This is a genomic window from Acinetobacter tibetensis (genome assembly GCF_023824315.1).
Taxonomy (GTDB): domain Bacteria; phylum Pseudomonadota; class Gammaproteobacteria; order Pseudomonadales; family Moraxellaceae; genus Acinetobacter; species Acinetobacter tibetensis.
The window spans coordinates 1,463,930-1,482,590 of the sequence record NZ_CP098732.1 but is presented as its reverse complement, the minus strand read 5'-3'; the positions used below and the strand labels follow the sequence as shown (position 1 = coordinate 1,482,590).

Here is an 18,661-nt window from a genome sequence, read left to right as displayed (position 1 = left end):
GCAGATGTATGTTTTAATATGCTCAGTATGAGATGAGCCTTATATGAGTATAGCGAGAGCTATACGACTAGCCCCACGAAAGTGGGGTTTTTTATTGTCTGTTTGAAACTATAGATTCATAATAAACATATAAACTGCTATTAAGAATAAATGAATTGAGCAGCATTAAATTCTTATTGAAGTCAATCATTCGCTAGACAAAATTGAAATCTTTCTTTTATTGACAATATGTTAAGCACACTAGACTTCAACAAAATCACTGTTCATTATAAATCACATAATAACTATATTTTTGGAGTACGATTCAATGGGATTCAAACTCATACCAACCATAATTTCAGTATCACTTACCCTTATTATTTGGTTTCTCATTCCAATTCCGCAAGATGTTTCTGCAAATGCTTGGCTTCTATTTGCGATGTTTATTGGTGTTATTTCAGCCATTATTGGTAAAGCAATGCCTATTGGTGCAATTTCGATTATCGCGATAGCACTGGTCGCGATAACCCGAGTAACAGCAGATAACCCTAGCGATGCCATCAAAGATGCTTTAAGTGGCTTTGCTAACCCTCTTATTTGGTTGATTGGTATATCCATCATGATTTCAAAAGGGTTACAAAAAACAGGGCTAGGTGCACGACTAGGTTATTACTTTATTGCAGTTTGGGGCAAAAGAACCATTGGTATTGGCTATAGCCTTGCATTATCTGAACTCATTCTTGCACCCGTTACCCCAAGTAATACAGCACGTGGAGGCGGAATTATTCACCCTATCGTGCGCTCGATTGCAACGAGTTTTGATTCTGATCCAGAAAAAGGCACTGAAGGTAAAATTGGTAAATATCTTGCTTTGGTCAATTACCATTCAAATCCTATTACTTCTGCCATGTTTATTACGGCTACTGCACCTAACCCTTTAGTCGTTGAACTCATTGCGAAAGCGACCAATAGTCAAATCCATTTGAGTTGGACCACATGGGCATTGGCAATGGTTTTACCAGGTGTTGTCGCATTAGCATTTATGCCGATTGCGCTTTACTTTATGTACCCACCTGAAATTAAAAAAACACCAAATGCTGCACAATTTGCCAAAGACCGTTTACAAGAAATGGGGCCCATTACCTTACATGAAATGATTATGTTGGCTGTATTTGGAATTTTATTATTACTCTGGGCAGGTATTCCTGCCATGCTGTTAGGTGATATGTGGACTTTAGACCCAACCACAACCGCATTTATTGGTTTATCACTCCTTCTGCTTACAGGAGTTTTAACTTGGGATGATGTCTTAACTCAAAAGAGCGCATGGGATACGGTAACTTGGTTTGCTGCATTGGTCATGATGGCAACCTTTTTAAATAAGCTCGGCTTAATCGCTTGGTTTTCTGGTGTTTTACAAACTAGCATTGGACAGCTTGGCTTAACGTGGGTTCCTGCTTCCATGCTTTTACTATTTGCTTATATGTACGCCCACTATATTTTTGCCAGTACTACTGCACATATTACCGCTATGTTTTCAGCATTCTACATTGCAGGTATCGCACTAGGTGCTCCTCCAATGTTCTTTGCACTGATTATGGCAGCAGCATCAAGCATTATGATGACGCTGACTCATTATGCAACAGGTACTTCCCCTATTATTTATGGTTCTGGCTACACCACACTTGGTGAATGGTGGAAAGCTGGTTTTGCTATGAGCATTATCAATATAGCTATTTTTATTGTATTGGGCGGACTTTGGTGGAAGATGCTGGGCTATTGGTAATTTAATATCTATAACAAAATTAAAATTTTATAAGTATAGTAATATCTATACAACCTGCCCCCTGAATAAGGGGGCTTTTAATGTCTGTCTATTACAGAAATTTCGTTATAATTTTACTCACTGAATAAAAATATATTTGATTAATTAGACTCGATGTCATAGACCCAGTTTCGTGCTTGTTGGTCTGTCGTGGTTTCACAAACATAATAGTCATGATCCCATGAGTCTTGATGGAAAATTTCCATTTTTCGATAGGTCACTTGTTTGTCATTTTCCACACAGATAAAGCTATCGCCTTGGTCTTTCACTTGAGTTCCATTGAGGAAACCACCAATACATAGGAATCGAGATTGTTTAGCCATTTGCTTAGATCTACTTTTAAAGCAGTTTTCAATGTGGGGATTAAACGATGAAATAAGTGAAGTGTAAAGATCAATGAATTACTTATTGATGGTTTAATTTTTAAAAATCAAAGAATACTAGCTTTATATATTTAGTATTTTTTTGACATATTGCGGATAGTCACCCGTAAAATACTCAATAATTAATGGATTTCCGTGTAAGAAATGTGTTGTTAAATTTGACCACTGCTCAACAGTTATAACACCATCTAATCTAAATAATTTTTTCGATTTTGCTTTAAAATTCGCACCATATTTGGATTCATAATTCAAATCACTATCTCTTTTCTCCAAGTAATGATTTTTATTATAAAAATGTATAGCACCATCAAAATGCTGAAATGAATTAGTATCTAAATTATATTCAGCATGAATATATCTTACGGGATGCCTAATTTGCCCTTCTACTGCAATTGTTACTGATTCATCCTTAAACTCAGATAATTGAAATGTTTTAATATTGCCTTTCGTACTCCATTTCATATCAAGAGAATAATTATTATTGTATAAACGTCTAACAAAGTTTGGTTTCTGATGTATTGGTGGTCTACATTTAATTATTCCATCTTCAATTAGAGAAATTTTATTTTGAAACAGAGCACCAAACCAAGCATCTGCTTCAAAATAAGGTCTTGGTTCATCAATACGAATTGCATCATCATCTAAAGATAAAGAAGCATGCATATGATTTTTGTCTAATTTATAAAATTCATCAATGAATGAAGGCGTAAAATTATTTAATTGATCGTAACCTCTTCTAAAAAAATGACTGACCATCAAATAATAATTTTCATAAGAAAAATAACCCACGCCAAAAACATTTGGGATTCGTTCTTTTAAATCATTCCAATTATATAAACCATCTTTATCTTGTTTTAGAGAAATTATCTTATCAATTGTTCGATCAGTTCTTAAGACCAGACCAACCGCATGATAATAATCTAAACTTTTCACCATTATTCCTTTAACTAAAAAGCTTTTTTCTATAATTTCTAGCTTTTCACAATTAGCTTCAATCAATTTATTTTTCAAATTATTTAATTGTTCTTCATAGAATGCAAATGGATTATCTGTCATAAAAAATAAGGGCTGATTAATCAGCCCTTATTTCTAACTCATTAAAACTTAATTATCAATCAATTAAGTCAACTGAGCAGCAGCAATTTTCTTCGTATCAACATTCGCAGCAGCGTCAGTATAGTCGCCCATTTTGTCGAAGCTTAAGTATTGGTAGATGTCAGCAGACATGCTATCAATTTGAGCTGCATACTGTTGGTATTCTTCTGGAGTTGGTAATTTACCAAGTACAGCAGCAACAGATGCAAGTTCAGCAGACGCTAAGTAAACGTTCGCACCTTGACCTAAACGGTTCGGGAAGTTACGAGTAGAAGTCGATACACAAGTTGTGTTCGGAGCTACACGTGCTTGGTTACCCATACATAATGAACAACCTGGCATTTCAGTACGCGCGCCAGCTTTACCATAAGTATTGTAGAAACCTTCTTCCATCAATTGACGTTCGTCCATACGCGTAGGAGGAGCAATCCACAAACGAGTTGAAAGTACGCCACCAGGAACTTTCTCTAACAACTTACCAGTTGCGCGGAAGTGACCAATGTTTGTCATACATGAACCAACGAATACTTCGTCAATTTTCACGCCTTGAACGTCAGAAAGCAATTTAGCGTCATCTGGGTCATTCGGGCAGCAAAGAACTGGTTCAGTAATTGTCGCAAGGTCAATTTCATACACTTTCGTGTATTCAGCGTCAGCATCAGCTTTAAGAAGTGATGGGTTCGCTAACCATTTTTCCATGTTCTCAACACGACGAGCCATAGTACGCGCATCGCCATAACCTTCAGAAATCATCCACTTCAACATTGTGATGTTTGATTTCAGGTATTCAGCAACTTTCTCTTCAGAAAGCGTGATAGAACAACCCGCAGCAGAACGTTCAGCAGACGCATCAGAAAGTTCGAATGCTTGCTCAACAGTTAGGTCAGTTTCCATTTCTGTTAAGTCAATCTCAAGGATACGACCAGAGAAGATGTTTTTCTTACCTTTCTTCTCTACAGTTAAGTCACCTTGCTGAATCGCAACGTAAGGAATTGCATGTACAAGGTCACGTAGTGTGATACCAGGTTGCATTTTACCTTTGAACTTAACAAGTACAGACTCAGGCATGTCTAATGGCATAACACCAGTCGCAGCAGCGAACGCTACAAGACCAGAACCCGCAGGGAATGAAATACCAATTGGGAAACGAGTATGCGAGTCACCACCAGTACCAACTGTATCTGGAAGAAGCATACGGTTTAACCAAGAGTGAATAATACCGTCACCTGGGCGTAAAGACACACCACCACGGTTCATGATGAAATCAGGAAGCGTGTGCTGCATTTGAACGTCAACTGGTTTTGGATACGCTGCTGTGTGACAGAAAGATTGCATAACAAGATCAGCAGAGAAACCTAGGCAAGCCAAGTCTTTTAATTCGTCACGAGTCATTGGACCAGTGGTATCTTGCGAACCAACAGTCGTCATCTTAGGTTCACAGTAAGTACCTGGAAGTACGCCTTGACCTTCTGGAAGACCACATGCGCGACCAACCATTTTCTGTGCTTGAGTGAAACCTTTGCCAGTAGGAGCAGGTTGAACTGGAGTACGGAATAAAGTAGATGGAGCAAGACCTAAAGCTTCACGCGCTTTAGTGGTCAAACCACGACCAACGATTAAGTTGATACGACCACCGGCACGCACTTCGTCTAGAAGTACTGGAGTTTTTAATTCAGCTTCAGCAATTACTGCACCGTCTTTAGTTGCAGTTACTTTTGCAGCAGCATGATCAATGTTAAGAACGATTTCGTCGCCCATGTTCATGTTTGCAACATCAATTTCGATTGGCAATGCGCCAGCATCTTCCATTGTGTTGAAGAAAATCGGAGCGATTTTAGAACCTAAGCAGTAACCACCGTCTTTTTTGTTCGGGATGTGAGCAATTTCGTCACCGAAGAACCAAAGTACAGAGTTGGTTGCTGATTTACGGCTTGAACCAGTACCAACAACGTCACCGACGTAAGCAACTTGGTTGCCTTTCGCGATTAAGTCTTTGATTTGGTTTAATGGGCCAACTTCACCAGGAACTTCTGGGTTGATACCGTCACGTACGTTTTTCAACATTGCATTTGCGTGCAATGGAATGTCTGGACGGCTCCATGCGTCTTGCGCAGGTGACAAGTCGTCAGTGTTGGTTTCGCCAGTTACTTTGAAAACAGTAAGTTTGATTTCAGTTGGAACATCTTTACGGCTAGTAAACCATTCAGCGTCAGCCCACGATTGCATAACTGCTTGTGCATTCGCATTACCCGCTTTCGCTTTGTCTGCAACGTCATGGAACGCATCAAATACAAGAAGAGTTTTCTTCAATGCTTCAGCCGCTAATTCAGCAAGTGCAGCATCATCAAGAAGAGTAACTAAAGGAGCAACGTTATAACCACCAAGCATAGTACCTAGTAAGTAAACCGCACGTTCTTTAGAAACTAATGGAGAGGTCGCCTCGCCTTTAGCCAAAGCAGCTAAGAAAGCAGCTTTAACGTATGCAGCTTGGTCAACACCCGCTGGAACACGGTTTTCTAGTAAATCAACTAAAAATGCTTCTTCGCCAGCTGGTGGGTTTTTTAATAATTCAACTAATGCAGCTGTTTGAGCATCATCAAGTGGCTTCGGTGGGACTCCGAGTGCGGCACGTTCTGCAACGTGTTGGCGGTAAGCTTCTAGCACGGTGTTATTCCTCTTTTTTAAAAAATTATTTACGCATTCCTGCTTTAAATAAAGCTACGCAAATAATATGGACTGCTTGATTTTACTAAAATTCCAGTTAAAAGTTAATGCGCTACAAGTGTTTCTTCGTGATGCCCATTATTTTCTAACTAAATGATGCTCATATCAATTGCACATAAAAACAACAATACAGTCAGATCGTTTGGACTTTTTTCACATTAACTTTGAACTGCCATTCAAAAACAAAAAAAGGCAACTTATGTTGCCTTTTTTTACTCCAGATAAATATTCAACCTTAGTGGACAGTGGTTTCTCGTAAATACTCCACCAAGGCAGATTTATCCCCTTCAAATTTGATCTGAACTTCATCCTCATGCAGCATAAAATGCTGTGTGCCAATAAATGAAATTTTTACAGCATAGAGCTTTAAATCTGCATCAATTGAGTGTTGTATAGAAACTCTATCGCCAAGGCTGAGCACATAATGACTACCCGTGATGATCATACAATGTGTTTCACCTTGTGAAAGTAAATCTGCGTGATTTAAATAACCAACAACTTCCATCTCTCACCTCATTGGTTGCTATTATTCTGCCTTCATTATTGTTTAAAATTGCTAGTTTTTTATATCTTCAAATCTCATTCATCATATATTTTAAATATGCTTAGGCTATTTTATTGATCATAAATAAAACTATGTTGTTATATGGATAACCTACCCAAGCAAAAAAGCCCTGTATCACTATTACACAAGGCTACATTTTGCATTTAAATTTTCAGGAAGGATTGTATTTTATCCGTTATAGCTCATTAAAACTGCTTATACTCTGGCAATTGATCATGTGGCGTTACCAAACATTTCTCTGTAGTTTGTGCCTTAATTTGCTCACGTGCTGCGTCTTTATCTTGTTTAATTTGCTCTTCTGGCAAGGCATAGACTTGTTCAATAATCCCCAAAATGAACTTTTTGGTAAATTCATCATCAATTTTATTCGCGTGTTCTATGGCTTTATCTTTTTCAATAGCACTTTGACGATCAAGCATAATTGAACGTGCAGCATTACCCATACTGGTACAGTAACCATGCCATTGTTCTTCAGGCGTTAATGGCTTCTTTTCAGAACATCCAGCTAATGCTGCCACAATAGCCAAAAAATAAACTTTTTTCATGCATACTCTCCAATTTTGCGCTCTATGATAGTCAAACTTTTTAAAATGAAGAACTATTACAAGCTGCAAATGTGAAAAAAGCCCTGATTTGGGCTTATTTCACTGAACAAATTAACCACAACTCGCTTGAACCACTTTATTGTCTTTCGGATTAATCGTAACCGTAACACGGTCTTCACGATAATCCATCGTCACAGGTTGATCTGGTTGAACTAAACGTACGATATGTGCACTCGTTTTTTGTTTAATTTGCGCCTCGGTCAAGCCACTCTGCCCAACCAAAGCCGCCGCTTGTTCAGGTACACATTTTGCCTGATTTGCACGGAAAAATTCCCACTCTTCAACAATCTGCCCATTAGGTAAATGACAATACCCAACCTCACCATTCGCTTCTTTTCTAATTTCTAATTTACCATTTTGTTCAACACAAAAAGTACTTGCAGGATTTGCCATACCAACGTTTGGTCTTACAGTTTCACTCTTTTGTGCAGTGCTACAACCCGACAAAGCCGCCATAATCAGTCCAAGCATCACGATTTTTTTCATAAAGGATATTTCTTTAAATAAAAGATTAACATAGCAAAAATATTGAAAACAAACTGTGCGATTTTTGCTAAATATCCATCAAAAAAGCCCATCAAATGATGAGCTTCTTATGCTTAAAACTTATTTTATACAACAATTTTAATTCACTGAATAAATATCAAGTTCTTCATTTTTCGTTAAAACTACAGAAGCTAAAATTGGTATACCCAAAATGAAAGGTACAGAGAAGATCCAAAAGATCACGGTATAGTCAGGATTGAAGAAAAATTGAATAGCTATTGCCGCCAAGATTAAAACAGAAAATAAAATCGCTGCAAAACGCAGTACAAATTTGATTGGCATGGTGATTATCGCTCAAAATTAGCAAGTCCAATCACTATACACCTACTCTTCATATGGTTTAATTGATTTTAGATATCTAGTGTCTGTTATCTATAGGTTTTCTTGATCTAGATGAATCACCTCAAGTACGATGGAAATACTTTTTCGAAGCTCGTTAAAATATAAAGGGCGTAGTGGAAGCTATATTTTTAAAAAGAATGTATTAAATCTCTGACTACTTCTGAATCAAACTAACATTATTTGTAGTGAGCTGAAACTTATATATTTGAAAGATTCCTGCACCCATTATACCGATATGTAATTTACTCCATGAACAGTGATATTACGACTGATGCTTCTTATATTTCCCCTCCCCCTCGCTCAGGTATTTTAAACCTGTACTATCCATGAGTAGATGAAAACTGTTATTACTTTTTTGATAGCTAATCTCGTAATATCACTATGGTTTTACCAATTGCAGATTATTATTGTATTCGAATATCACTGATATTCAGAGCTAATCTGTAAATACGAATGAAACTTTAAATACATCCTGTAATGATTCGTATAATTACATTAAACAGCCCTTAATAGGTTTTATTTCGTCCTTTTCTTTCTTTTGGCTCGACTAACATTAAGTATTGGGATCAAACTAAAAGACATAAATTATTTTTTCAACCAATTATCACCTAGCACTAGCTTTGTGTTATACATAGCCTTTTTCCCATTTGGGCTTTTTATGAAAACACCTTCTTCTAACGACAGCGAATCAACAGTATTGGGTTGGAAATTTATTATTATTGTTGGAATTATCACGACCATCTTTTTTTCTTTTTTATATTTAGCGATGTCAAGCGATCCAGAGTATATGCCTAACCGCGAACCCAAAGTCACCCAAAAACCAACAAGCACTGCAGAACATTCAGCCACTGAATCTCAACATCCAACTCATAACGGCGGCGATAGTTCCCAATAAGTAGGATATCCATAGACCTGTTAAGTGTCATTTCAGACAAAGTCTACAAGTTAAACCTTTGTATTTTTAATCTGAAATTACTTAACAGTCTGCATCCGTATTTCTTAATACTGGTTAAATCCACAATAATATGATTATAAACAGTATCTTACTAAAAATATGATTTCCGTGACTTAGAAACGCCAGTTATAGAAGAAATCTACAGCACGATCGACTGACTGGCTCGCTTCCAAATACAATTTTTGATTGATTTGATAACGTAATGTTAATTTGTTGACTGGTGTAAACACACCGACCCCATAACGAATATACAGATCTGGCGTAAGATACCCCGTTACACTCACTTGAGTATCATCACCTGTACCTTGAGCATCTAGCGCCAAACCGCTTAAACCAAAGGATTGCCCCAACTGATTAGTAAAGGCTCTTGTTCCACCCAAGCCCATACTAATTCCTGCTGCTGCGATGGTGTTATTTACATCAGACTTAAATGTTTCAGTCTGATTAATATTATTCGCACCCTCATTAATACGCCCTGTAATTAATGCATTCATGGCTTCTTGTTCAGTCAAACTACCGTCATTGTAAACTTGAATATTTGGATTGCTTGCTGTACCCGTAACACGTACTCCGACGATGGTTCCTTGTATGATCTTATTGGTATCGACATCCAAGGTTGGATTGGACAAAGGGCCATTGAAACGCGCAATTGCACGATTTAAATCGAGACTTTGTCCATAGGCTTCGATTTTAACCTTCTGACTTACACCTATCGCACCATTCGCTCGCATTGCTGTTTCAACACCACGTTGTGATAAATATAAGCGTCCTACCAATGGAATTCGACTATTAAAGCCTTGGAAGACAACTTGTTTGCCTAAATTAATCATCACATCCGCTTTAATATCCCAAGGACGTGCTGACTTTAAGATTGCCAACTGATCTTGTCCCTCTTGTACAATTCGAACATCAGAAGAAACATCCACCACTGGAGCAGAAGATTCAGGCATCGAGATTAACGCACGCGGAACGTCAACCTCACCTTTTAATACTAATTTTTTCTGGAAAGGCATAACATCCAAACTAAAGTCTGGGGTAACTAATGCCGTAATTAAAGGTGCTTGTCGAATTAATAGATTATCGCCTTTTAAATGTAATTGAATACGTGGCTCATTTTTCCAGTCCACATTTCCTGTAAGTAAACCAACCCCCTGACCACTATTAAATGCTCCATTAATAATGGCATGGTCATTACGAATGGAAGAATAAACTTGAACATTGGTTAAATTGATAGGTAGTGAAATCATACTGATCACACCATCTTTTAAACGCATTTCGCCTGTTAAGCGTGGTTCCAAAAGCTCACCACCAATTTTCCCTGCAAAAGAAAGTGTTCCACTTAAAGTACGGATATCTTTTATAAATGGTTTAAAGACTTTTAGTTGCACTTCATTAAACGCAATCTCACCTTGTATAGGCTTATTTGCTTTGAAAGGGTCGATAATGACATTGGTATAACCCGTACCAATTTCAGGTGCTTTTACATCTAAACGAAGCTGTAGTCCTTGCGCAACACTTTTCGCATTCACTGAAATTTCGTCATATCTCAATGAAGATGCCGTATCTTGAGGATCCTCAGCAGCAATTCCAATTATGCCTTGACGCGATACCATTCGCGCATCGATTTTAGGTTTACTGCCTTGCGCCCAAGCTGCTTTCGCATAACCATTGGCCTTTCCTGTAATTGCTAAACCTTCTGGCATAAATGCAGCGAAGTCGTTTAAGTCAAGGTTTTTGGTCACAAAAGAGATATTGCCTTTGGCTTTACTGATTCGGATGGGTTGATCAAAACACAGCTCACTTTGCTGACTTGCCCAACAATGTGCCCCCACAAATAGTTCTGTCGTATTTTGATTGAACACCACCGAAGCATTCTGACGTTGTACTAAACGAACGCGGACTGAGTCAAAATCACCTTTTTGAATCTGACCTAACCATGAGTTATTACCATTAAACCCACCTGCAAGCTGTACATAAAAATTACTAAATCGGTTGTTACCTTGAACCTTTAATACATGTGCTTTTCTTGTACCAGCAAGTGAAACCACGCCTTGTTGGATTTCTCTATTGCCACTTCGTAAATTTGTCATTTCAGCTTTAAGCAATGTTGGTGTAATTTCAGAAGTTGGTAACTGACCTTGTACGCGTAATTTTTGCATACTGAGAATATTACCTACTCTAAAATCATCAACTGTAAGATTTGCCGTTGCCTGTAACCGCGGTTGTGACTGTATATTAAGATAGCCGTAAGCTCTACCTCTTAAGCCACCATACAGTTCGTATAATGCAGGTGCATTAATTTTAAGTCTTAAATTTTGTGCATTGCCTGTCGCTTGAATTTGGTTATTTGCATAAGACATATACAAATTATTGGCTTCAAATTGCTGTGGTAAAAAGCCTTTTTGGGTGTTATTTAAAACCAAAGCCAAATTACCTGTACCACGCACAGCTTTATTATTAATATAGCCTGCTACATTTAATTTCTGAATATTGATACGTTTAAGTGCATCAGACCAAAAACCTTCCGTTTGCACAATACCAGATATTTCACCACGAACTGTGGAGACAAAATACTGTGGTTTAAAACGAACCAGAGAAGCATTGACATTCCATCCAATGCCCTTACTTAAATCAACTTTACCTTGTGCAAGAATTTTACCTGCGGCGCCATCATGTTGAAATTGATCAATTTTTAGAAGTAGCGGTGTGCCAGAAACTTTAACTTTTAACAGTCCACTACTTTCTTTGATCTTGCTCGATTTTAAGGCACCATCGTAATTTACAGCGAAGCTTTTGAAGCCACCACCGGCTTTAACATCATGGAAAAGAACCGCTACGGTACTTTTACCTGTGAGCTGTACTGTTTCTTGTTGAGCCTGTTGTGGTAAATGCCCAACCAGATTAATTGCTTTAAGCTCAATAATATGTTGATTCGGTTTTGCATATCCACTCGCCTGTATTTGACCATTGACTAAATCGACTGGTGCAGCGGCAACGACAGTTTGTGGGTTGAAATCTTGAGCCTTAAGCTTAGCATCCCATTTCAATTGGGTTTTATCTGTAGGCAAAATTACACTGGCTTGCCCACTCAAACTCCCTTTATTGGCAACATAACTGAAACTTGGCACTTTCAATATATTTTTCTTAATATCGAGTTGCGCTTTATATTGACCCGCTGGAAGTAAAGCCGATTCATGCTGACCAATCGCCGAAGAAACCACTACATTTTGCTGACCTTCGACTAAGCGAATTTGAACATCACCTGAATCACTTTTTAACCACCCAATATAAGGCATGGCACGGTCAATATTTTTCCATGCAACATCAAGCAACATGGGTTGAGGCCGTTTCGGTTTCGCTTCATTCTGATTTAATTTTAAATTCCAAGTTTCATATTGATCAAAATCAACCAAACCTGTTAGATGTAACCCTTTTTCTAAGCGACCAGTCGACGCAATTTTGGCATCAAGGCTTGGTGGTAAGAAATCTTTAACTACTTGAGGAATTAACTTATCTTTAGGGTTAATTTTATTTAAACGTCCCTGCACATCCCAATGTACATGCTTTTCCCAACTGACTAGACCTTTGGCATTAACTGTGCCATTCATCACTTGACCATTAAACTGGTCAATATTCAGTTGATGCGCCAAGTCAGTATGCATGACCGCAGTATATTTGCCTTTTGGAAGATTTTGTCCTGTTAAATCAGTCGATAATCCAAGATTGAGACGTTGTATATCCCCTTGATAACGAAGAACACCTGCTTGGGTAAATAATTTTTGATCGGTCAGTAATGGCCAGTGATAATTTTCGAACTTTAATTGTCCAAACATAGGAACATGACTACGAACAGGATGCACGACCCCCCAGCCTGAAAGTAAATCAGGTGTATTCGTCGCAAATCCAGCTGTAATCGTATCCAAACTTCCTTTTGCTACAACCTGAATATCGTGAACATTTAAACTATGATTTAATGCTGGAATATTCACTATTGCCTTGGCATGTAATGGATATTTACCCTGAAAATCCATGTTTCCAGTCGCATTTTTAATGGCTAGATAGCCCATATCTGCCCTAGAGTCTTCAAACTCTAATTTAGTGTTGGACCAAAGCGCTTCATTTAACTCAATATCTTTAAAATTCACAGAGGACGCATGTGTTTTAATCAATAAATGATCGACATCGACATGATCTAAACGGAGGGTAAATGGCAATCGAATTTCTTTAAACTGAAAAGGCTCATTACTCGGTGGTGTTTTGGTGATGACCTGTAAATTACGGACATCGGCATTATATAGATGAACTTCTTTATGTACTAAAGCTCTCCACCCTAAAGTCACTTCTGCACGATCAATCTTTACATCAACCGCAGACAAGGTCACCAAAATATTTTTTAAAATAATACCTTTTAAAAGATTACCACCTTCATATTCATAATGAATAATATGTTGACGTTCCAACACGCGATTCAGAAGAAACTTACTTCCTTTGTCGGTCGAAAACATGATAGCGAAAGCAGATACAAGCAAAATCACCAAAAGAAGCAGCGTTAAAAGCACACTCCTCATAACACGACGCTTTTTAGGCAATGGTGATTCGGGTAATTCTTGTTTTTGCTGTTCTACTTCAGCCATAACCTTCTCAAGTACAAAATTAAGTTTAAATTTTAAAGTGGTGAACCAATAAAGAAATGCACGCGAATTGGATGGTCTTCATCCGAAATCCCCGACGCAACATCTATACGTAAAGCCCCAATCGGAGATGCCCAGCGAATGCCTAGACCAACACTATATTCTGTATCATTACTAAAGTTTTTATCATACGCATTACCAAAGTCACTGAATAATGCTGCGCGCCATCCGTCTTTAAATTGATAGTTATATTCGAGTGAACCAACTGCTAAAGCTTGCCCCCCAATTTTATAACCATCCACTTCGGGCGTTAAACTCTTATAGTCAAAACCGCGAATAGACTGATCTCCACCCGCAAAATACCGAAGATTATAAGGAATTTTATTAAAGTCTTCAGTCACGATATAGCCTAGATCACTACGACCTATAAACTGATGGTCATTATTTTCACCTAATGAATAAATGAATCGCCAGCCTGCATTTAATATCGCCATATTTGCATCAGATAAAAGCGCTTCACTTCCAACTTCTACTTTATAAATTTGTCGAAAGCCCTTGGTTGGATTTACCCGCTTATCTGAATCTACGCGTGAAGCTTCATAACCTACCAACAACGATTGTTGCTCTGTATCCGAACTTGCTAAAAATGCATCAGGAATATCACTTTCATCCACTACACCATTCTGGCTTAAGCGGTCTAATCGATAACGTAAACCAAAGGTATGCTGCCAATTGCCCATAGAACGCTTAATAATACGATCTGCTCCGACAACCGCAGATTCGATAGTTAAACTATTACCTTGTGCAACACCATCTCGTTCTTCACGTTCGTATCCCCCCACCAGACTAATGTAATCATTTAGCGGATGGTTATAAGGAATGTTATAGCGCGTATCAACTGCTTGCCGAATTTTAGATAACTCTAAGTTCGCATCAAATGAGTGGCCTCTGCGGTTTACAATAGCACGACGATAGGTTGTTCTTAATCGCGCACCTGTATCAGAACCCCATCCTGCACCAACTTCAGCATTATTTAATCGGTCTGCGTTTAAAGTCACAATAACAGGCACTTTTTTCTCATCGCGTGCTTGTATTTTCAGCCGTTCTTCTTCTTCCACCCGTGACTCTTGAGCTACTCTTTGCTGTTTAATTTCAGGATCCATTTCCTTTTCATTTGTCCCAGCAAATTGATCTTCATCTACAACAGATTGTGTCACTTCCTTTGCAGAGTTTACGTCGTTTTGATCTTGAGCTTGCAGTTTACTACTTGCAATTTTTTCTTGATCGACTAACGCTTGTAAATCTGGCGGAAGTTCTAAAGGCACTTCAACTAAGTCAGGTCGTACTGCATCAACTAAGGTGTAGTTAAAATAACGTGAGTTGGTCAAGTTATTTGCCAAAGTATTCACACGCCATAAAGCATAATCGGCACCATCTTCCCATGGCACCATCATTTTCAAGATGTCCATATCTAGTGGAAATGGCTTAGCAGGATCACTCATGCGGAATTCTGCGCCAGCTAATTGATAACGCTCGCCCGTTTCGAAACGCAAATTAATGTCTGCCAAATTTTGAGGCTGTGCAACTTTCACATCATGCAATCGCCAATAGGCATCAAAGTAACCATTGTTTGAAGCGGCATCTACAATTCGCTTTTTCGTACTTTCATACAACCCGTGATTTAATACGTCGCCAATGTCTAAATCAGGTAACACACTAATGACTTGGAATTGAGGGTTATTTGCACCAACACCACTAAATTCAATATTTTGATTATCAACCAAGACGGGCATATTGGGTTTAATACTGACTTTAACGCGGCTTTCGCTGGTCTTCTCAAACTTAAACTCAGCTTGATAAAAGCCTACAGCCTGCGCCGACAAATTCGATAAGCTTTTTAATTGTGGCAAGGCTGCATTAAAATCACCATAGGATTCTTGCGTAAAGCTAGACAGCTTCGCACCCACGTTATTCTTTAAATTTAAAAGTGCCTGTTGATATTCTTTGTCTGGTAAATCTGGATTCGTATTTTGTGCATCAACAATAATGACCTCAGCTTTAATCCGAGGTACTTTGGCTGTCTCTAAATCATTTTTAGAGGGTCTTAGTTTGTAATACCAACGTTTAAAAAAGCTTTTTTCTTCCTCTACGACTGGTTCAGTGACTAAGCCCAACTCTGGCAATGTTTTACCCGACTCATTGGCCTCTACGACAATTTGGCTGTCCGCCTGAATACGATTCATTAATTGATCGATGTTTACTGGCGCCTGATTAATTTCGGTCAGTTCCTGCGGAGTCGGATTACGTATTACTACTTCTTGTGTCTGACCCGCACGATATCTTTCGGCTTCAGTTTTTGCTTCTTTGGCTACATTATAAATTTCATTTGCCATACCCTGATCGACTGGTATTTCAGGCAGCTCCTCCAAATCATCAAAGGTAATTGGCTTAAAGGTATCAATTTGATCGCTATGCCGCACTTGATGTTGCAACATTGCATAACTATCGGGCGCTGAAACTTTATTCTGGTCGTTTTCAACTTTTGTAAGTTGCTCAGCTCGGCTTAAATTCTGCGTCTGTGCTTCTGCTTGAATTTGTGCATTCAGCTCATCTTTAGCCGCCTGCTCAATATGGGATGTGGCTGCATTTTCAGGTTGTACCACACTCATCTCTTGAGCGAAGCCATGTTGGGCAAAAAACATTAAAAAAGCGCTCAAACACAAACTTTTATTGGTATGATTCAACTCCAAGATAGAGTTCATACTTAGGGTTAAAGCCGACTTTTTAAAATTGGTTTTTACAAGCATAGAATACTCTAAACTCATGATGGGTCTAATCAACAGCCCTTCGTATTTGTAATGAAAAGTTTAAAATTTACACTGGCTAAAGAACTCAATTTTATTGATTTTTTCACCACAGCATAGGATTAAAATATCATACATGATTTTCATGGCTATTTTACCAGATGCTCACATTTCTTAATAAAACTTTATGAAGTTCACATTGTCATGGAAAAAAAAGAACATCTTTTAAGCACTCGTCGTTTTTTACCGATGTTTATGACTCAATTTTTAGGTGCATTAAACGACAATGTTTATAAACAAGCCTTATTGTTGGTGATTACATACGGATGGATTAACCAACAAAGTGCCAGTGTGAGCACATTAAACAACCTTGCAGCGCTGTTGTTTATTCTGCCGTACTTCATCTTTTCAGCTACAGCAGGTCAAATTGCGGACAAATATGAACGTGCGCGCTTGGTGCGTGGTATTAAAATTCTTGAAATTATCATCATGCTGATTGGTAGTGCCGGATTTTTACTTGGACAGTTATGGTTATTGTTACTCGCTCTTTTTCTCATGGGCACGCACTCAACCTTTTTTGGCCCTATTAAATATGCAATCTTGCCTGAAATTTTAAAACCCAATGAGTTAATGTCAGGGAATGCCTTATTTCAATCAGGTACTTCAATGGCGATCTTGATTGGTATGATTTTGGGTGGAGCAGTCATTTCTGCTTCGGATGGTAATTTATTCTGGATTAGCCTGACCATTGTTATGATTGCTATTTTGGGTTACTTCTCTAGTCGTTTTATTCTGAAACAGAATGTCACTACGCCTGATTTAAAGATTGATTGGAACTTTTTCAGAACCAGTTTTCAAACATTAAAGTATGCGAAAAGCATTCCGCTCATTTATTTGGTGCTATTAGGTAACTCTTGGTATTGGTTTTATGGAGCAACCTATTTAACCCAAATCCCGCAACTAACACAGCAAAATTTGCATGCATCTGAAAATGTTGTCAGTCTTCTATTGACCTTTTTCTCTGTAGGAATCGGTATTGGCTCATTGTTATGCCGCAGAATTGGTGGAACAGAAGTTAATTTAAAAATGGTTCCGATGGGCGCAATTGGTTTAACTGTATTTGCTTTATATTTGGCTGCCAGTCTCGCTTTTGTTCCAGTTCGAACTGGTGAACTTCTACATCTTGCTGATATATTCCAACAAGGTTGGAGTTATTACCATGTGATGTTAGCGGTTACTCTGCTTGGAATTAGCGGAGGTTTTTACATTGTGCCACTGTATGCCATGATGCAAGCCTATTCACCTCGCTCACACCGTGCACGTGTTGTTGCTGCAAATAACATATTAAATGCTGTGTTTATGGTTAGCTCAGCTATTTTTTCCATTATCATTTTAAGTATTTTAAAAATTGATATTAAAATACTGTTCTGCATTACCGCTGTACTGAGTGCAATATTTAGCATTTGGCTATTGGTTCGTTTAAAACCACTACTCAACACAGCTCAAGTCTCTTTAGAGGATTAACCCTATGCGTCACTATACGGGCATTGATAAGCTCATTAACTCTTTTGACCAAGCACTTCGTAGTCTCGTTCCAGGGACGACAGCAGCTCAGCGAGAAAATCCCGCTGTTCCAGAAGAAACACAATTGGCTGTAAGTGAAGCACGTCATGTGGCAGGACTTATGCGTGTCAACCATAGTGGTGAAGTCTGTGCTCAAGCGTTATATCACGGGCAAGCTCTCACTGCGAAACTGCCGAATGTCCGCCGTGAAATGGAAAAGGCAGCTCTTGAAGAGCAAGATCATTTAGCATGGTGTGAAGATCGCTTAAAAGAACTTGATAGCCACACCAGTTTGCTCAATCCAATCTGGTATAGCTTGTCTTTTGGGATGGGGGCACTGGCTGGTATTGCAGGTGACAAATACAGTCTAGGTTTTGTGGCTGAAACTGAACGCCAAGTGAGTTTGCATTTACAACATCATATTAGTCAACTTCCTGCTCAAGATAACCGTTCTCGTAAAATTCTAGAACAAATGAATGAAGATGAGCTGCATCATCGTGATACAGCGCTCAATGCTGGTGGTGTGGATTTGCCTATGCCTGTTCGCATGACGATGACCGCCATTTCAAAACTCATGACTAAAACCAGTTATTTTATTTAACCGACTCAATATATTTTGCAGTAAAAAAGCAGTGCCAAATGAC

General features: G+C 38.4%; 13 protein-coding genes and 1 pseudogene. 4 read left to right on the top strand and 10 right to left on the bottom strand.

Features of this window, described 5'->3' with window-relative positions; genetic code table 11:
- Positions 1-307: 307 nt before the first annotated feature.
- Positions 308-1,765, top strand: coding sequence for a DASS family sodium-coupled anion symporter (locus M5E07_RS07220; RefSeq protein WP_004695721.1), 1,458 nt, complete (start codon positions 308-310; stop codon positions 1,763-1,765).
- Between the two features lie 140 nt (positions 1,766-1,905).
- Here the strand turns inward: M5E07_RS07220 and M5E07_RS07215 are convergent, their stop codons facing one another.
- The 8 genes and pseudogenes from M5E07_RS07215 to M5E07_RS07180 all read right to left on the bottom strand — a co-directional run.
- Positions 1,906-2,127: a hypothetical protein gene (locus tag M5E07_RS07215; RefSeq protein WP_252223389.1), complete on the bottom strand. Its 222-nt coding sequence runs from the start codon at positions 2,125-2,127 to the stop codon at positions 1,906-1,908.
- A 123-nt stretch (positions 2,128-2,250) separates the two neighbouring features.
- Positions 2,251-3,243: a hypothetical protein gene (locus tag M5E07_RS07210; protein WP_252223388.1), complete on the bottom strand. Its 993-nt coding sequence runs from the start codon at positions 3,241-3,243 to the stop codon at positions 2,251-2,253.
- A 63-nt stretch (positions 3,244-3,306) separates the two neighbouring features.
- Positions 3,307-5,946 carry a bifunctional aconitate hydratase 2/2-methylisocitrate dehydratase gene (locus M5E07_RS07205; protein ID WP_116759474.1) on the bottom strand — a complete coding sequence of 880 codons (2,640 nt, stop codon included), beginning with the start codon at positions 5,944-5,946 and terminating at the stop codon, positions 3,307-3,309.
- A 295-nt stretch (positions 5,947-6,241) separates the two neighbouring features.
- A complete protein-coding gene (locus M5E07_RS07200; protein ID WP_252223387.1) occupies positions 6,242-6,511 on the bottom strand; it encodes a hypothetical protein in 270 nt (89 codons plus the stop codon).
- A 245-nt stretch (positions 6,512-6,756) separates the two neighbouring features.
- On the bottom strand, positions 6,757-7,116 hold the full coding sequence (locus M5E07_RS07195) for a hypothetical protein (protein ID WP_252223385.1): 360 nt from the start codon (positions 7,114-7,116) through the stop codon (positions 6,757-6,759).
- Between the two features lie 111 nt (positions 7,117-7,227).
- Entirely contained in the window at positions 7,228-7,662 is a 435-nt protein-coding gene (locus tag M5E07_RS07190) for an I78 family peptidase inhibitor (RefSeq protein ID WP_116759480.1), read from the bottom strand.
- A gap of 138 nt (positions 7,663-7,800) precedes the next feature.
- Entirely contained in the window at positions 7,801-8,004 is a 204-nt protein-coding gene (locus tag M5E07_RS07185) for a hypothetical protein (RefSeq protein ID WP_116759482.1), read from the bottom strand.
- 197 nt (positions 8,005-8,201) lie between these two features.
- A pseudogene (locus M5E07_RS07180) lies at positions 8,202-8,431 on the bottom strand (transposase); the annotation flags it as partial.
- A gap of 291 nt (positions 8,432-8,722) precedes the next feature.
- Between M5E07_RS07180 and M5E07_RS07175 the strand changes: the two are divergent.
- Positions 8,723-8,959, top strand: a complete 237-nt coding sequence (locus M5E07_RS07175) for a hypothetical protein (protein ID WP_252223383.1) — start codon at positions 8,723-8,725, stop codon at positions 8,957-8,959.
- Positions 8,960-9,132: 173 nt separating this feature from the next.
- Here M5E07_RS07175 and M5E07_RS07170 read toward each other — a convergent pair whose 3' ends face one another.
- Together M5E07_RS07170 and M5E07_RS07165 are read right to left on the bottom strand one after the other, a co-directional pair.
- Positions 9,133-13,653 carry a translocation/assembly module TamB domain-containing protein gene (locus M5E07_RS07170; RefSeq protein ID WP_252223380.1) on the bottom strand — a complete coding sequence of 1,507 codons (4,521 nt, stop codon included), beginning with the start codon at positions 13,651-13,653 and terminating at the stop codon, positions 9,133-9,135.
- 32 nt (positions 13,654-13,685) lie between these two features.
- Entirely contained in the window at positions 13,686-16,457 is a 2,772-nt protein-coding gene (locus M5E07_RS07165; protein WP_252223378.1) for an autotransporter assembly complex protein TamA, read from the bottom strand.
- A 201-nt stretch (positions 16,458-16,658) separates the two neighbouring features.
- Here M5E07_RS07165 and M5E07_RS07160 point away from each other — a divergent pair, with 201 nt between their 5' ends.
- Positions 16,659-17,978, top strand: a complete 1,320-nt coding sequence (locus M5E07_RS07160) for an MFS transporter (RefSeq protein ID WP_252223376.1) — start codon at positions 16,659-16,661, stop codon at positions 17,976-17,978.
- A 4-nt stretch (positions 17,979-17,982) separates the two neighbouring features.
- A complete protein-coding gene (gene coq7 / locus M5E07_RS07155) occupies positions 17,983-18,618 on the top strand; it encodes a 2-polyprenyl-3-methyl-6-methoxy-1,4-benzoquinone monooxygenase (RefSeq protein ID WP_104442025.1) in 636 nt (211 codons plus the stop codon).
- Positions 18,619-18,661: the final 43 nt, after the last annotated feature.

Bases quoted from the DNA above. Each gene is read 5' to 3' on its own strand.
- M5E07_RS07170 (WP_252223380.1), bottom strand. From the start codon at position 13,653: ATGGCTGAAGTAGAACAGCAAAAACAAGAATTACCCGAATCACCATTG.
- M5E07_RS07200 (WP_252223387.1), bottom strand. From the start codon at position 6,511: ATGGAAGTTGTTGGTTATTTAAATCACGCAGATTTACTTTCACAAGGT.
- M5E07_RS07185 (WP_116759482.1), bottom strand. From the start codon at position 8,004: ATGCCAATCAAATTTGTACTGCGTTTTGCAGCGATTTTATTTTCTGTT.
- M5E07_RS07215 (WP_252223389.1), bottom strand. From the start codon at position 2,127: ATGGCTAAACAATCTCGATTCCTATGTATTGGTGGTTTCCTCAATGGA.
- M5E07_RS07165 (WP_252223378.1), bottom strand. From the start codon at position 16,457: ATGCTTGTAAAAACCAATTTTAAAAAGTCGGCTTTAACCCTAAGTATG.
- M5E07_RS07210 (WP_252223388.1), bottom strand. From the start codon at position 3,243: ATGACAGATAATCCATTTGCATTCTATGAAGAACAATTAAATAATTTG.
- M5E07_RS07175 (WP_252223383.1), top strand. From the start codon at position 8,723: ATGAAAACACCTTCTTCTAACGACAGCGAATCAACAGTATTGGGTTGG.
- M5E07_RS07220 (WP_004695721.1), top strand. From the start codon at position 308: ATGGGATTCAAACTCATACCAACCATAATTTCAGTATCACTTACCCTT.
- M5E07_RS07195 (WP_252223385.1), bottom strand. From the start codon at position 7,116: ATGAAAAAAGTTTATTTTTTGGCTATTGTGGCAGCATTAGCTGGATGT.
- coq7 (WP_104442025.1), top strand. From the start codon at position 17,983: ATGCGTCACTATACGGGCATTGATAAGCTCATTAACTCTTTTGACCAA.
- M5E07_RS07190 (WP_116759480.1), bottom strand. From the start codon at position 7,662: ATGAAAAAAATCGTGATGCTTGGACTGATTATGGCGGCTTTGTCGGGT.
- M5E07_RS07160 (WP_252223376.1), top strand. From the start codon at position 16,659: ATGGAAAAAAAAGAACATCTTTTAAGCACTCGTCGTTTTTTACCGATG.